Genomic DNA, 14072 nt, shown 5'->3' on the forward strand with positions numbered 1-14072 from the left:
TACCCTCATGTAGTCAGATGTTGTAGCCGCCGGAGACTTCGAGGGTCTGGGCATTGATCCAGGCGCCCTCCTCTGACAGTAACATGGCGATAACGTGCGCGACGTCTTCCGGCTCGCCGACCCGGCCGAGTGCCGTTTGCGCCCTCAGCTGTGCCTCGAACTCAGCATTCAGCCCGCCGCCCAATTCGGTACGGATGGCACCGGGTGATACAGCGTTGGCCCGTATTCGCCGCTCGCCGAACTCTTTGGCCATGTAACGGGTTAGCACTTCGAGCCCGCCCTTGAAGGCCGCATAGGGCGCCACGCCAGCGGTGGCGACGCGGGTGGTGGCACTGCTGAGATTGACGATGCTGGCGTTTTCCGAGAACAGTGGCAGCAGGGTTTGGGTGAGGAAAAACGGCCCTTTGAGGTGCACGTTGAACAAGCCATCGAACTGCGCCTGGGTAACCGTTGCCAAGGGATTGAACAGACCGTAGCCGGCGTTGTTGACCAGTCCACTCAGCGTGGTGGCATCCCAGGTGTCCCGCAAGGTCAGTACCACGGACTGCCGAAATGCCTCGAAGCTGCCGACATCTGACACGTCGAGCTTGAGAGCGACAGCCTTGCCACCGACTCGCTCAATGCGTTCCACAACAGTGGCGGCAGCCTGGGAATCAGCGTTATAGGTCAGGATGACTCCCATGCCGCGCCGGGCAATGTGCTCGGCGGCACTGGCACCGATTCCACGGCTGCCACCGGTAATGACGATGACGCTCATCTGATGATCCTCTGTGGTTCATGTGTGTCCCCACAGTACTCATCACGATCGCCTGGGTCGTACCCATTTCTACTCGAAACCTGCCTGTTTCTGCTTTTCGCTTGCAGGATGCCGAGTTTTGCCGTCACATGCCCGGCATGGACAATCCATTGAACGAACTCAGGTCGCTCGCGGCCAAGGCTGAAAACCGCCGTACCGAAACGGGCATCCCCCGCGTGGCCATGGTTCAGGGAAAAATCCCCGAACACATGCTGGCGGCAGTCTATGACCCGATGATCAATGTGATCCTGCAAGGCAGCAAGAGCATGAGCGTGGGTGATCGGACGCTTCGGTATGACCCTGCGACCTATTTCGTCATGTCCATTGATTTACCCGCGGTGGGGGCTGTGCATCCAAGCGTATCGGGAGAGCCTTACCTGGCAGTCAGTCTGACGCTTGACCCGACCGTGCTGTCGACGCTATTTGCCGACCTGCCCGAACCTGCCAGCCGCGTTGACAACACGCTCGGGTTTTCCGTAGCGCCTGTCACACCCGACCTGATGGATGCGTGGGTGCGAATGTTGCGATTGATGGGCGACCCGGACGCCATCGCAGCCCTGGCCCCGGTTTATGAACGGGAAATCATCTTCCGTGTGCTCCAGGGTCCCCATGGCTGGATACTGCGGGAGATCGCAGCACCGGACACGGCGATGGCCCGAGTCAACATGGCGATCCAGTGGATCCGCCGTGACTTCGCCGAGCCAATCGGGGTGGAACGCTTGGCGGAACGAGCATCAATGAGCGTCTCGGCGTTTCACCGCCACTTCAAGGCAGTCACCAGCCTGAGCCCCTTGCAGTATCAGAAACGGGTTCGCCTGCTCCAGGCCAGAACACTGATGGTGGCCCATGCCAAGAGCGTCATGGCTGCAGCTTTCGAGGTTGGCTATGAAAGTGCGACACAATTCAGCAGGGATTATTCACGGGTGTTTGGACTGCCTCCTGCACAGGATGTCGGGAGGATCTTCAGGGAAACGAGCGCCAGCGGACAGCCAGCCTGTTGAGGGCTTCCGGGCTTTAACTCCTGGGGACATTGCTCCTGCCAGGACCGCTAGCCCTGTCCCTGATGAAGGTGACGGCCGCATCGGCGAGCGCCACCTTCAACCGCCTGTGCCGCTTAAACGGCTTTCTCCACGTTAAAGCCGTCGAAGTTTTCAAAAACGCCCATAAAGCCCGGGATACTGGCCTCACGCGCCCAGTCGCGTTGCAGCTCGCAATACATCTGCACGCGACTGATCAGTTTTGCGCCCGCTTGTTCAATTCGTCGCAACGCGGCTTCGTGTGCGGCCGGCGAGGTTCCACCGACGGCATCAATCGGTACATAGACCTCATACCCTTCCTGGATTGCGTCGAGTACCGGGAAAGTCAGGCAGGCCTCGGTCCACAGTGCGGTCATGATCAGCTTGCGGCGGCCCAGCGCCTTGACCGCTTGCTTGAACTCGGTGTCTTCCCAGCTGTTGATCGAGGTGCGGTCGTAGGTCGGCAAGTGACCGAGCACATCTTGCAGTTGCTGAATCGGCGGCTTGTTGCGGCCAGTGCCAACGTTGACGGTGGAATGGATGATGGGGAGGTTGTAGTTGACCGCCGCCTTGGCAACGCTGGTGATGTTGAACACCAGTTCATCGCGGGACATCGAGCGGATCGAGGACACCTGGAGCGGCTGGTAGTCGATGATGATCAGCGCCGAATTGTCGGGGGTCAGGAGCTGGTCAGTGTGGGGGTTGCGCAGAGTCTCGCTGGTCATTGCTGGATCCTTTTTATGGTTGTGATGCCCGCGTATGCATGGCTGGATATCCTCAGGTGACGGCCGTGAATCAGACGCAGCTGCGAGCCGAACACGGGGGCGTTCGCAGCCAGCTTCAGCGGCGTCGTTGCCTGGAGTACTGCATACTGTTACTCCCTTATCCGTACGGGTAGTCGCATTACGCGGCTAGCTGTGTCGCAAAAAGAGGAACGCAAAAGTGGATATGGAAGAGCTACAGACCTTCGTCGAGGTGGCCGATGCCGGGGGTATTTCACCTGCTGCGCTTCGGCTGGGCGTGTCCAAGTCGATCGTCAGTCGCAGGCTGGCACGGCTGGAAGCGGAGCTTGGCGTACAGTTACTGGCACGTTCCACCCGCGGCGCGGCGCTGACAGAAGCCGGGACTACATTTCGCGAGCATGCCGCCAGGGTCTGCGCCGAAATGGACATGGCCAGGGAAGCGATTCTGCCCATGGGCGCGCTGCGCGGCCGCTTGCGCATTGCAGCGCCGCTTTCTTTCGGGCCCACGCACTTCGCTCCGGTGCTGGCGGAAATGGCGCGCCGCCATCCTCAGCTGCATATTCAGACCTGCTACACCGATCGCTTCGTCGATCTGATTGCCGAGGGTTACGACTGCGGGATACGGGTTGGCTACCTGCCAGACTCCAACCTGATCGGGCGACGCGTTGGCCCGATCGAGGTCAAACTGGTTGCGAGCCCTGGCTATATCACGAGCAACGGCTCACCTGAGCGGCCAGATCAGCTTGCCACCCATCAAGCCCTGATGCAGAGCACGGAAGCCTGGCAATTCATGGATGGCGACAAGGTCACCTCGGTTCGCCCCCGGGGACGCTTCAAGGCCGACAACGGCGTCGCGCTGGTCGCCGCCGCAGTAGCAGGGTTGGGGGTTGCTTACCTGCCCGACTGTCTCACCCACGAAAGCATCATCTCCGGGGCACTGGTGCCGATCATGACCGATTATCCGCCTCCCCCGGCAGGTGCTTATTTGGTTCGCCCGGCAGGCCAGCATCCGGCCCGGAAAATTCGAGTGCTCACCGAACTCCTGATCGAGTATTTCGGCAAGTTTCCGCACTTTGCGGAGGCCGTCTCGACCTGATCATAGAACTTTTCCTTTTTTACCGGTCTATGTGAGTACGCACATAAGGCTTGGTAAACGCGACTCGAAGGTTTCCCTCAGCCAGATGGCCCTATGTCCAATTGTCTATCAGAGGTTGTCTTCGCTCATGAAATTTCATGTCCCACGGATGGTGCTCTTCGGCCTGTTCGCGTTTGCGGCAGTGAGCTCGGCATCAGCATCACAGATGAAAACCTCGAACCCGGCGTTCGTCACTGAAGTCGCAGCTGCGCAGGCCCCGGCTGCCGGCAACCCTTGGCCTGACCTGGCCAGCGTGGCGGGCACACAGCCGTTGCTGGCCCATGACGATCGCTACCGGCATGACCATCGCCGGTACGACCGTCGATACGACTGGCGCAGAGAACAAGCGCGCAGAGAGCAGTACCGCCGGGAAGCCGAGCGCCGTCGTGACTGGGAACGTCGCCATGACCGGGCCATGCGGCACCACTACGACGGCGAACACCGCTACTATCGTCGCTAGGTTAATAACCGGTTTCAGCCAGGAACGACTGGCTGAAACCGGCCCCCGCGCCCTGCCCTCTACACGTCTTTGCGCAATGCATTGGCAACCAGGGTAAATGCAGGTGAAGGTTGGCGGCGGCTGGGGTAATACAAGTAGTAGCCCGAGAACGGCAGGCACCAATCTTCCAGTACCCGTATCAGCCCGCCTTCCTGCAGATGCGGTTCAAACTCCTCCTCCGGCAGGTACGCAATGCCCAGTCCCGCCACTGTCGCCTCCACGATAGGCGGCGAGGTGTTGAAAACAAGCTGGCCATCGACCCGTACGTTCACCTGTTTGCCTCGCCGCTCAAAGTCCCAGACATAGAGCCCGCCTGATGTCTGCATGCGCTGGTTGATACAGTTATGGTCCATCAAGTCGCGCGGTTTTTTCGGAATCCCCCGGGCCGCAAAGTACGCTGGCGAAGCGACGACCGCCATCCGCAATAGCGGGCCTATCGGCACGGCGATCATGTCTTTGTCGATGGTGTCACCCATGCGCACGCCAGCATCAAAACGATCCGCCACGATGTCTCTGAACCCATAATTGACGTCGAATTCAACATTGATGTCCGGGTACTCATGCAGCAGCGCGGTGAGTTTGGGCAGCAACGTGGTGCGCAGCACATGATCGCCGCAAGTGATGCGTACGGTGCCCGCAGGCTTGTCGCGCAGTTCCGTGAGCACATCCAGCTCCGCTTCAATTTCATCGAAGCGATTACCGATCGCTTGCAGCAGCCGCTCCCCGGCAACGGTCGTCGAGAGACTGCGGGTGGTCCGCGTCAGCAGCCTGATTTGCAGGCGTGCTTCCAGGCCGCTGATGGCCTGGCTCAGCGCAGACTGGGTAACACCCAGCACCCCGGCGGCACGGGTGAAGCTGCCTTCACGTGCCACTGTCACGAAAGACAGCAGATCATTGAGGTTTCTTCTGGCCATGGTGTGAGGCGCCTGTGCGACTTATTGATTAGCAGTACTTATAGCCTTATTAAGGATTCATTAGCTAGTCGCAGAAGTCGTCGTTCGTCACCATTACCGGTATGAACACCCATGACGACGAGGTCCCGATGGACACTGTTTCACCCCGCAACGAGGCTCCCGCCTGCTGGAGCGGTGTCTTTGCCATGACGCTGTGTGTTTTTGTCCTGATCGCATCGGAGTTCATGCCTGTCAGCCTGCTGACGCCGATGGCGGCAGATCTTCATGTTACCGAGGGGATGGCCGGGCAAGGCATTGCGATTTCCGGGGCATTTGCCGTGCTGACCAGCCTGTCGATATCGTGGATTGCCAGAACCCTCGATCGCAAGACGCTGTTGCTGGCATTGGCCGGGTTGATGGCTGTCTCGGGCGTGATCGTCGGGCTGGCTCCTGACTACCCGACTTACATGGTTGGCCGGGCGCTTATCGGGGTGGTCATTGGCGGTTTCTGGTCGATGTCCGCAGCAACGGCCATGCGCCTGGTACCCGCCCCGCAGGTGCCGAAGGCGCTGGCCATCTTCAATGGCGGTAACGCGCTGGCGACCGTCATTGCTGCACCGCTGGGCAGTTATCTAGGCTCGATCATAGGTTGGCGTGGCGCTTTTTTGTGCGTGGTGCCCATCGCAGCCATTGCCTTTATCTGGATGTGCATCAGCCTGCCGGCCATGAAGCTGGAGCCGGGTAAACACGGTTCCGGGAACGTGTTCAACCTGTTCAAGAGCCGAACAGTGACGCTGGGCATGCTCGCTTGCGGGGCCTTCTTCATGGGGCAGTTTGCACTGTTCACCTATTTGCGGCCCTTCCTTGAAACGGTGACGCGGGTGGATGTCTTCACCTTGTCGCTGATCTTGCTGGTCATCGGTGTAGCAGGCTTTATCGGCACCCTGATCATCGGCCGGTTTCTAAAGCGCAGCCTGTTCCGGACATTGATCATCATTCCGGTCTTGATGGCCGTGATCGCGCTGACACTGATCCCTTTTGGCCACTCGACCCTTGCAGTGGCTGTGCTGCTCGGCTTGTGGGGGCTGTTGGCGACTGCGGCCCCGGTGGGCTGGTGGAGCTGGATCGCACAAGCCTTGCCAAACAATGCCGAAGCCGGCGGCGGTCTGATGGTGGCGGTGATTCAACTGGCCATTGCACTGGGCTCCACCGTGGGTGGACTGCTGTTCGACAGTCGCGGTTACCCGAGCACGTTTATCGCGAGCGCCGCCGTGCTGCTGATTGGTGCATGGGTGAGCGTGCTGACCTCACGCTCGGCAAGTGATTCACCCCCAAAACTGATGACTCCTCCTCGACAGGCCCTCCCATGAAAAAGCTCATTGTTCTACTCACGCTTCTTTTCAGTTCACTCTCAGCGGTAGGCGCAGACATGTCCAACGGCGCGGATAATTTTTACACCAGCGACAGTGTGACCGTGCACAAGGTCAGCTTTAAAAACCAGTACCAGATGAAGGTGGCAGGCAATCTGTTCATCCCCAAAAACCTCGACGGCAAAACCGCAAGCCCGGCGATTGTGGTTGGCCATCCGATGGGCGCAGTCAAGGAGCAAAGCGCTAACTTGTATGCCGCGAAACTGGCCGAAAAAGGCTTCGTGACCCTGTCCCTGGACCTTTCATTCTGGGGCGAAAGCGAGGGGCTGCCCCGCAATGCCGTCTCGCCGGAGATGTATGCCGAGGACTTCAGCGCGGCGGTGGATTTTCTCGGTACCCGGCCTTTTGTCGACAAGGAACGGATTGGCGTACTCGGCATTTGTGGAAGCGGCAGCTTCGTGATCAGCGCAGCCAAGATCGACCCTCGCATGAAAGCCATCGCAACGGTCAGCATGTACGACATGGGTGCAGCCAATCGAAATGGTTTGAAGCACTCGCAGACACCCGAACAACGCCAGGCGATCATCGCGCAAGCAGCACAGCAGCGCGATGAGGAGTTCTCGGGCGGTGAAACCCTTTACACCAGCGGTACGGTGCACCAACTGGACGAGAGCACTCACCCGATCCAGCGTGAGTTCTATGATTTCTACCGCACACCGCGCGGCGAATACACGCCCGCCAGCTCGACCAAAGCGCTGACCACGCACCCGACGCTGACCAGCAACGTCAAGTTCATGAACTTCTACCCGTTCAATGACATCGAGACGATCTCACCTCGTCCGATGCTGTTCATTGCCGGCGCCAACGCGCACTCCAGAGAGTTCAGCGAAGAAGCTTACAAGCTGGCTGGCCAACCCAAGGAACTGGTCATCATTCCAGACGCTGGCCATGTTGATCTTTATGATCGCGTCGACCTCATCCCTTTCAACAAGCTGGCGAACTTCTTTCAGAACCATCTGCAATGATCACAGCGTAGACACGCCCTGTCTGTGGAGACTAGAGAGTTTCGTACCCCTGTTAGTTAGTCAAGGCAGTTTAGGTCGCTTCGCACACAGTACCTGCCGTGGAAATTTTGTCGACAGCCCGGAATAGGGAATCGCGGAACTTTATAGAAGCTCATAAGAAGTATCGTCATTCTTAAATTTAGTGCGTAAGACAGGAGCCTCCCACGGCGCACGACCTCATTAAAGTGAAAAGCGAAACTTCTTAACTCTCTCGAACAAGAAATAAATTGCAACAAAGATCTATTGAAATATTCCAAATACCAAGAAACCAATATTCACTGACCAAAAATGAGAAGCCTGCCTTTTATAGCTGGATGGAAACCCAGTTCAATAAAACTACACCCAATGGTAACGTATGCTTTCGCATTGCTCAGAACAAGAAAAAACATGAGCAAACTTGTTGATTGAATAAAGGATTAACGAATGACTATCGAGCGAGAGATTTTCTCGGCCCTTATCGCGCAAAACGCATTCCAAGGTGAAAAGCCAAGCGTACAAAGCTTCGCCCAGCTAGCTGTGGACAAGGGGTTTAGAGCGCTTTCGTCAAGACAGCAGGCGGTGGTAAACCCCTTCTTGAAAAAACAATGCGAGGGGATAAAAGAACCCAATAAAAAACATAACAACTGCCAAAACAGTATAGGCGGTCGTGATTTGATTGCAGCGCTTGAGAAATCAGAAAGTTATAAGGGATGGCGCTGCGAGAGCTGCCGAAGCGCATCTTAAATACAATAAAGCAACATAAGAGAGTAGCGACCCAAGCCTCTACAAAAGCAAAAAACACTATTGCCCTCGCTACTCCTGAATGTTACTGCAGCAGGCCACCATGGCCTGCTCGCAGGTCTTTCTTTTCTTTAAGCCCTGATCAGCCCACCATCAAATCGCCGCTCACTCGTCACGCATTTGAGCGCTTCGGAAAAACAGTGCACGATGCAGCCAAGTCCTTCTGCGCGTCTAATTTTTCAGAGAGAAAATAGTGCCCATATACCAGATAGCATTACTGTTTTTTTTCGGTATCGCCACACTCTGGCTGGGCTACCAATTGGATAAGAAGAACCGTCAAAAAGAGCTGGCCGCAAAAAGACAAAGCGAAAACCGGGCCTCCCAGGGTCGCTTGCAGACATCCCTGATATACGTCTGCACCGCTCTCAAGGCTGCTTGGTCGACAATGATCCCTGCCCTGATATCGAAAACCGTTAGCAAAATAAATCTGTCCCCTTTTCATAGGACGCCACCTCTCACTCGAGTGCGTAGATCGAGCCGGCATATTGCGCTGTCCGCACTACTGCAAAACGGCAGCTGAACTCGTACCTTAAATGTCCGCTATTGGCCGATTGCTGTCTGTCACGAAAGGCTGCAATCGGCCAGAAGGGGTCACTTCGTGTCGCTCGAATTGTCAGAGTCGTAGAGAATACGAGCCTCGCGAAAACCTTCAGCGTTCTCTGCCACCCACATCCACAATGGAATCATCTGCGCCAGCAGGCCCCGCCCCAGCTCGGATAATTCGTAATCGACACGTGGCGGCACCTCGTTGTAATCCTGGCGTGTGACCAAGCCGTCTCTATCCAACTGGCGCAAGCTGCGGGTCAACATCCGCTGCGTCACGCCCCTCATGCGCCGGGCTATATCCGCATGCCGCAGCCATTGAGACAATCCGTCGCGATTTCAGCAAGGCCGGGGACCACTGCCCCTCTCAACTCAGCTTCACGGCAACCCTACAGGCTTGCCTCACATGAAAGGGAGCCGTCATGACCCGCAGCACGACGTGCATCGAACAAGCGATTAAGTTCACCCAGACTAAGGGTGCGCAACCGCTCTACCAGCACCGACTCTGCTTCGCGTAAAGCGTCGTCGACCGCAAGATTGACCACCTGCTCGATCATGCAGTCGGGGTTGGAACGCTCATTGCCGATGGCGAACAGCGAGGGCTGTCCCACCGCGTTATAGATATCCAATAGCGTGACTTGCTCAAGATTGCAAGTGATCACCCATCCTCCACCATGCCCTTTCTGCGAATGAACGTAGCCTGCGTCCCGCAAGCCAGACAACGCTCTGCGAACAACCACTGGATTCGTTCCAAGCATTGCGGCTATCCCTTCCGACGTTAATGGCCCCGCTTGCCGCGCCATGTGGACCAGGATATGTAGCATTCGCGAAAGACGGCTGTCGTAACGCATCGTTTGCCCCTTTTGTTGCTGATACTTGGCAGAAAGCACCCACTCATGATACTTGTAAAGTTACATGAATTTTGAGGGCGGCGCGATGCGTGAATTTGAGAAGGCTGATCATTGGGACGTTGCAGCAAAGCACTATCAGAAAACGGCGCACCCCTTCACAGCACATTTCGCAGAGGCGGCGCTCGCAAGGATCTCGCTTACGCCGCAAAGCCGCGTGCTGGATGTCGCCACTGGCACCGGAGCCCTCGCACTGGCGGCCGCCCGAACCGGTGCACAGGTGCTGGCGACGGACTTCTCCCCCGCCATGGTGGCTTGTGTGAAAAACGCAGGACTTCCCAATGTGGAGGCCCGGGTCATGGACGGCCAATCCCTCGATCTGCCAGATGCATGCTTCGATGCAACGTTCTCGATCTTCGGTGTGATCATGTTTCCTGACTGGCGCAAGGGCCTGGCCGAAATGCAACGCGTCACTGCCATCGGGGGCTATGGCATTGTCGCAACGTGGCAGGAAATGGGTGCGGCGACGTTTCTGTTATTGGGCAATGTCAGGCGAAAGCTTTTCCCGGAGCGCGAGGGCATGGCGATGCCCGAGGCAGTCAAAGCGCTGAGCAACCCACTGGATTTCGCCCGCGAACTGATCGCCGCCGGGTTCCGGGATCCTGCCATCGAGAGCGTGACACATGCCTATCAATTGGATGTGAAGCTGCTCGATGACCCTGACACACTGTTTGGCATGTCGCCCGACTGGACGAGCCTGACCGATACGGAAAAGGCAGCAGTGATCGCGCACGTCAGGGAAATGGCAGGCAATCAGCCTGTCTTGCCCATTCCCTCTACCGCATTGATCGCGGTTGCCCAGCGATAACAATGTCAGCGGCAAAAATCAGATGAGCAAGCATTTAAACTCGGTAAGCGTCTGCGCCTATCACCTGCGGTGTGCATAGAATCAACGTCTTTGGGCGGTAGGCTTACCTTGAAGTCCACTGTAAGCCATACCTACAGAACGTGGTGCCGTAGGGATGAAACCAAACTGTGCGTAGAGGTCTTGCTCTTGACCATCCGCGATTAAGCTTACGTACCTCAACGCGTCTGCGAGTGACCGCTCCTGGCCGGGAGCAGCCCTTCGTGAAGGGGTGAGCCACTCACCTCATTATCGGTGATGAACTCTCCATGACCTGTTCGATTTTGCTGCGCAGTGACGAGTCCAGGTGCGGCATGACGTCGAGTGCGCCAAGGTTCTCTTGCAGCTGTTTCAGGCTTGAGGCACCGATCAATACCGATGTGACCGAACGGTTTTGCAGCGCCCAGGCCAGCGCGAGCTGTGCGCGTGTCGCCCCCAGCTCGTCAGCAATGTCCTTCAACTGCCTGGCCGCCGCGATACGTGCTTCACGTTTGTTCTCGAAAATAAACGCTTCAAGCCACGCGAAACCTTCGGTTGTCAGTCGGCTGCCGGGGGCCGTTCCTACATCGTAACGGCCGGCCAGAATGCCTGATGCCAGCGGAGACCAGGTGGTCAGCCCAAAGCCGTGTTCCTGGACAAGGGGTTGATACTCATCTTCAACGCGTTGGCGATGAAAAAGATTGTATTGCGGCTGTTCCAGTTGCGGCGGTATCAGGTGGTGGTGCTTGCAAAAAGCGATCAGCGCCAGAACATCCGCGACAGGCCATTCAGATGTTCCCCAATACAACACTTTGCCTTGTTGGATCAGGGTATTCATCGTCCAGGCAATTTCCGCTATCGACATGCCGGGCTCGGGACGATGGCACAGGAAAAAGTCGAGATACTCGACCCCGAAGCGCCGCAGCGACTGATGGCAGGCCTCAGTGATGTGTTTTCGACTCAGCCCTTGCTGAGTGGGGCGTGCCGGGCTCCTGACGTCGTGATTGTCGCCTGTGCCGAACAAGACTTTGCTGGAAATGCAGTAACCGTCACGAGGCCAGCCAAGCGTGCGGATGCCTTCGCCGAGCATGCGCTCCGCTTGGCCACCGAGATAAACCTCGGCGCTGTCGAAAAAGTTGATGCCATGGTCGTAGGCGCAAGCGAGGCACTCGTTAGCGCCGCGTTGATCAAGGCGCGTACCGAAAGTGATCCAGCTGCCGAATGACAACACGGAAAGCTGCAAAGAAGAGCTGCCCAATGAGCGATATAGCATGACCGACCTCCAGTAAGAAAAGACAGCGACATGCTGCGTTTCGCAAGGTTCGGCGTGAAATACCGTTTATGTCGGCTGGCAATACGCTAGAGGTCTCAGAGGTACCGTTTGATGGTGTCGATAAACGCATCGCGCAAGGGCGAGCGAACCGTGCAATTGCTGGCAATGTTGAGTGCCACGCAGCCGAGTTCCGGCGGCGCCTCATGCAACAGTGGGCGAAAACTCACGCCTTGCATGGCAACGCTTTCGAACGACGCCGGAACCAGCGCTACGCCATACCCCGCCGCGACCAGACCCAGAAGCGTCTGTATTTGCCGAGCGTGTTGAGCAATCCGTGGCGTGACTCCGGCCGTTTTGCAGAGCGTGAGTATCTGATCGTGAAATCCCTGGCCTAATGCGCGGGACGACATGACAAATGATTCGCCGGCAAGCGCCTCAAGCTTGACCGCACTGGCTGCCGCCAACCGGTGATTGCACGGTAAGGCCAGGTGTATGGGGTCAAGCAACACGCGCTCGATGGTCAATGAGGGCGCTGTTGTCCCCGGCGTACGCATAAACCCGACATCGGCTTCGCCGCTTTCCAAAAGCGCGACCTGTTCACTTGTCGTCGCCTCGACAAATCGGATCTCGACAGCAGGCATCTGCTCCCTGAACACCCCCAGGGCTCGCCAGAATTCTGGATGATGGTTGAGATTAATCATGGCCACCACGAGGTGGCCCGCAATGCCTTGAGCCACTCTGCGCGTGTAAGCCACGCTTTCGTCCAGGGTATTCAGGAGCTCGTGTGCCTTGTCCAGCAGGGCCAACCCTGCGCTCGTGAGTTCCACGCTGCGCTTGTCGCGAATGAAAAGCGGATAGCCGATGTGTTCTTCCAGCCGTTTGATCGCCTGACTGAGCGGAGGTTGTGCCATGTGCAGTCGCTCTGCGGCGCGGCTGAAATGCAGCTCCTCGGCAACAACCACAAACTGTCGTAACAGGCGAGTCTCAATCATTACGTCTGCTCTCGGTGTCTTGTCCATATGCCGGGTCGTGGCGCAATGGCTGAGTCAGGGTAGCAAAGGTTTTCTCGCGAGGTTTGCCGGCGCAAACCGGCCCCTCCCCCTTCATGTCCCACGTCTGTGCAGGGCTATTTTTCCGGTTTTCCTCTTGAGAGATCCGGTGCCGATGGCGCTCAGCATTTTCTGAAACTTTGAACACTCTATGTGGCGCGCAGCAGGGCAGGATGCGACTCGACGAAGCGCGTCGCTGAGGGCACTGAGTCGCGCGATGGTACGGTCCAGCTCGTCTGCCTTTTGGTTAAGCCGCTGGCGATCGATGTCAGGTTGACCTTCCGGGCCGAGCATGGCGACGAGTTCGTCCAGTGAAAATTCCGCCGATTGCCCGAGCACGATCAAGGAAAGTCGCTGGAGTACATCGGCATGAAACACACGACTCAGGCCACGACGACCTATCGAACTGATCAGACCTTTCTCTTCGTAGTAACGCAGCGTTGAAGCCGGTAGACCGGAACGTCGTGCCACCTCGCCAATATCCAGCTCTTTCATGCTTGACCTCAAGTCGACTTGAACCTGCAGACTGCTCGAATCAAACCGCCAAAACAGGTTCAAGGCAAGGAGCAATACCATGGAAGCACTTGAGACAGCACTGCGCATTCTGTTTGTTGGAATGGGGGCCACGCTGATCATGGATGTATCGGCTTTTATTCAAGCACGCGTGTTTGGCCTGTCGTCCCCTGACTATGCTCTGGTCGGGCGTTGGCTGGGCCACATGCGGCAAGGGCGGTTTCGGCATGCCGCGATTACAAAGGCGGCGCCTGTCAGGAACGAACGTCTGATGGGGTGGGTGTTCCATTACGCTACGGGCATTGTCTTCGCGATGGTGCTGATCGGTGCTCAAGGCCTCGGGTGGGTATGCAAGCCGACGCTGCTGCCTGCACTGGTGACGGGATTTGTCAGTGTGATTGCGCCCTTCTGCATCATGCAGCCCGCGTTCGGGCTCGGCGTTGCCGCGTCGAAGACCGCGGCGCCTAACGCGGCCAGGCGCAGAAGCATGATTGCGCACCTGACGTTCGGACTGGGGCTGTTTGTGGCGGGATGGCTGTTGATGCTGCTCGTTCCGGCATCGTCATGCCTGAGTTGAGGGCTTTGGCGGGGATGATCAAGCACATTGCCTGTTTACGCAAAAGACACGCGTGTGAGACGTTGAGGTCACCCAACTGACCAAGGAGGA

15 protein-coding genes and 1 pseudogene are annotated in these 14072 nt (G+C 57.4%); 8 read left to right on the top strand and 8 right to left on the bottom strand.

Features of this window, described 5'->3' with window-relative positions; all coding sequences use genetic code 11:
* Window positions 1-13: 13 nt before the first annotated feature.
* On the bottom strand, window positions 14-757 hold the full coding sequence (locus tag DQN55_RS13625) for an SDR family NAD(P)-dependent oxidoreductase (protein WP_048381925.1): 744 nt from the start codon (window positions 755-757) through the stop codon (window positions 14-16).
* A gap of 137 nt (window positions 758-894) precedes the next feature.
* Here DQN55_RS13625 and DQN55_RS13630 point away from each other — a divergent pair, with 137 nt between their 5' ends.
* Entirely contained in the window at window positions 895-1797 is a 903-nt protein-coding gene (locus DQN55_RS13630) for an AraC family transcriptional regulator (protein ID WP_048381923.1), read from the top strand.
* Between the two features lie 113 nt (window positions 1798-1910).
* Here the strand turns inward: DQN55_RS13630 and DQN55_RS13635 are convergent, their stop codons facing one another.
* A complete protein-coding gene (locus tag DQN55_RS13635) occupies window positions 1911-2537 on the bottom strand; it encodes a hydrolase (protein ID WP_048381922.1) in 627 nt (208 codons plus the stop codon).
* A gap of 217 nt (window positions 2538-2754) precedes the next feature.
* Here DQN55_RS13635 and DQN55_RS13640 point away from each other — a divergent pair, with 217 nt between their 5' ends.
* Complete coding sequence (locus DQN55_RS13640; RefSeq protein WP_048381920.1) at window positions 2755-3651, top strand: LysR family transcriptional regulator; 897 nt, start codon at window positions 2755-2757, stop codon at window positions 3649-3651.
* A gap of 127 nt (window positions 3652-3778) precedes the next feature.
* A complete protein-coding gene (locus DQN55_RS13645; RefSeq protein WP_048381918.1) occupies window positions 3779-4150 on the top strand; it encodes a hypothetical protein in 372 nt (123 codons plus the stop codon).
* 59 nt (window positions 4151-4209) lie between these two features.
* On the opposite strand, the gene DQN55_RS13650 is transcribed toward DQN55_RS13645, so the two are convergent.
* Window positions 4210-5103, bottom strand: a complete 894-nt coding sequence (locus DQN55_RS13650; RefSeq protein WP_048381917.1) for a LysR family transcriptional regulator — start codon at window positions 5101-5103, stop codon at window positions 4210-4212.
* Window positions 5104-5231: 128 nt separating this feature from the next.
* On the opposite strand from DQN55_RS13650, the gene DQN55_RS13655 reads away from it, so the two are divergent.
* The 3 genes from DQN55_RS13655 to DQN55_RS13665 all read left to right on the top strand — a co-directional run bounded on the left by DQN55_RS13655 (window position 5232) and on the right by DQN55_RS13665 (window position 8239).
* A complete protein-coding gene (locus DQN55_RS13655; RefSeq protein ID WP_048382231.1) occupies window positions 5232-6452 on the top strand; it encodes an MFS transporter in 1221 nt (406 codons plus the stop codon).
* Entirely contained in the window at window positions 6449-7477 is a 1029-nt protein-coding gene (locus DQN55_RS13660) for an alpha/beta hydrolase (protein ID WP_048381916.1), read from the top strand. The genes DQN55_RS13655 and DQN55_RS13660 overlap by 4 nt, the downstream gene beginning before the upstream one ends.
* Before the next feature lie 462 nt (window positions 7478-7939).
* Window positions 7940-8239 (top strand): hypothetical protein, encoded by a 300-nt coding sequence (locus DQN55_RS13665; protein WP_048381912.1) that lies wholly within the window; start codon window positions 7940-7942, stop codon window positions 8237-8239.
* A gap of 648 nt (window positions 8240-8887) precedes the next feature.
* Here the strand turns inward: DQN55_RS13665 and DQN55_RS13670 are convergent.
* Both DQN55_RS13670 and DQN55_RS13675 read right to left on the bottom strand, forming a co-directional pair.
* Window positions 8888-9169: pseudogene (locus DQN55_RS13670) on the bottom strand (winged helix-turn-helix transcriptional regulator); the annotation flags it as partial.
* Between the two features lie 59 nt (window positions 9170-9228).
* Complete coding sequence (locus DQN55_RS13675; protein WP_048382229.1) at window positions 9229-9690, bottom strand: Rrf2 family transcriptional regulator; 462 nt, start codon at window positions 9688-9690, stop codon at window positions 9229-9231.
* Window positions 9691-9754: 64 nt separating this feature from the next.
* Here DQN55_RS13675 and DQN55_RS13680 point away from each other — a divergent pair, with 64 nt between their 5' ends.
* Complete coding sequence (locus DQN55_RS13680) at window positions 9755-10555, top strand: class I SAM-dependent methyltransferase (protein WP_197714154.1); 801 nt, start codon at window positions 9755-9757, stop codon at window positions 10553-10555.
* A 277-nt stretch (window positions 10556-10832) separates the two neighbouring features.
* On the opposite strand, the gene DQN55_RS13690 is transcribed toward DQN55_RS13680, so the two are convergent.
* The 3 genes from DQN55_RS13690 to DQN55_RS13700 form a co-directional block, all read right to left on the bottom strand.
* Window positions 10833-11843 carry an aldo/keto reductase gene (locus tag DQN55_RS13690; protein ID WP_048381909.1) on the bottom strand — a complete coding sequence of 337 codons (1011 nt, stop codon included), beginning with the start codon at window positions 11841-11843 and terminating at the stop codon, window positions 10833-10835.
* A 95-nt stretch (window positions 11844-11938) separates the two neighbouring features.
* Window positions 11939-12805 carry a LysR substrate-binding domain-containing protein gene (locus tag DQN55_RS13695; RefSeq protein WP_197714155.1) on the bottom strand — a complete coding sequence of 289 codons (867 nt, stop codon included), beginning with the start codon at window positions 12803-12805 and terminating at the stop codon, window positions 11939-11941.
* Between the two features lie 141 nt (window positions 12806-12946).
* Entirely contained in the window at window positions 12947-13387 is a 441-nt protein-coding gene (locus DQN55_RS13700) for a helix-turn-helix domain-containing protein (protein WP_048382227.1), read from the bottom strand.
* A gap of 79 nt (window positions 13388-13466) precedes the next feature.
* On the opposite strand from DQN55_RS13700, the gene DQN55_RS13705 reads away from it, so the two are divergent.
* Entirely contained in the window at window positions 13467-13982 is a 516-nt protein-coding gene (locus tag DQN55_RS13705) for a DUF2938 domain-containing protein (protein ID WP_048381906.1), read from the top strand.
* Window positions 13983-14072: the final 90 nt, after the last annotated feature.

This window comes from Pseudomonas taetrolens (assembly GCF_900475285.1).
Classification (GTDB): Bacteria; Pseudomonadota; Gammaproteobacteria; order Pseudomonadales; family Pseudomonadaceae; genus Aquipseudomonas; species Aquipseudomonas taetrolens.

What these genes read in the sequence shown, in the direction of transcription:
- DQN55_RS13635 (WP_048381922.1), bottom strand. Translation starts at nt 2,537, where the DNA reads ATGACCAGCGAGACTCTGCGCAACCCCCACACTGACCAGCTCCTGACC.
- DQN55_RS13645 (WP_048381918.1), top strand. Translation starts at nt 3,779, where the DNA reads ATGAAATTTCATGTCCCACGGATGGTGCTCTTCGGCCTGTTCGCGTTT.
- DQN55_RS13690 (WP_048381909.1), bottom strand. Translation starts at nt 11,843, where the DNA reads ATGCTATATCGCTCATTGGGCAGCTCTTCTTTGCAGCTTTCCGTGTTG.
- DQN55_RS13625 (WP_048381925.1), bottom strand. Translation starts at nt 757, where the DNA reads ATGAGCGTCATCGTCATTACCGGTGGCAGCCGTGGAATCGGTGCCAGT.
- DQN55_RS13655 (WP_048382231.1), top strand. Translation starts at nt 5,232, where the DNA reads ATGGACACTGTTTCACCCCGCAACGAGGCTCCCGCCTGCTGGAGCGGT.
- DQN55_RS13680 (WP_197714154.1), top strand. Translation starts at nt 9,755, where the DNA reads ATGAATTTTGAGGGCGGCGCGATGCGTGAATTTGAGAAGGCTGATCAT.
- DQN55_RS13660 (WP_048381916.1), top strand. Translation starts at nt 6,449, where the DNA reads ATGAAAAAGCTCATTGTTCTACTCACGCTTCTTTTCAGTTCACTCTCA.
- DQN55_RS13665 (WP_048381912.1), top strand. Translation starts at nt 7,940, where the DNA reads ATGACTATCGAGCGAGAGATTTTCTCGGCCCTTATCGCGCAAAACGCA.
- DQN55_RS13700 (WP_048382227.1), bottom strand. Translation starts at nt 13,387, where the DNA reads ATGAAAGAGCTGGATATTGGCGAGGTGGCACGACGTTCCGGTCTACCG.
- DQN55_RS13705 (WP_048381906.1), top strand. Translation starts at nt 13,467, where the DNA reads ATGGAAGCACTTGAGACAGCACTGCGCATTCTGTTTGTTGGAATGGGG.
- DQN55_RS13630 (WP_048381923.1), top strand. Translation starts at nt 895, where the DNA reads ATGGACAATCCATTGAACGAACTCAGGTCGCTCGCGGCCAAGGCTGAA.
- DQN55_RS13675 (WP_048382229.1), bottom strand. Translation starts at nt 9,690, where the DNA reads ATGCGTTACGACAGCCGTCTTTCGCGAATGCTACATATCCTGGTCCAC.
- DQN55_RS13650 (WP_048381917.1), bottom strand. Translation starts at nt 5,103, where the DNA reads ATGGCCAGAAGAAACCTCAATGATCTGCTGTCTTTCGTGACAGTGGCA.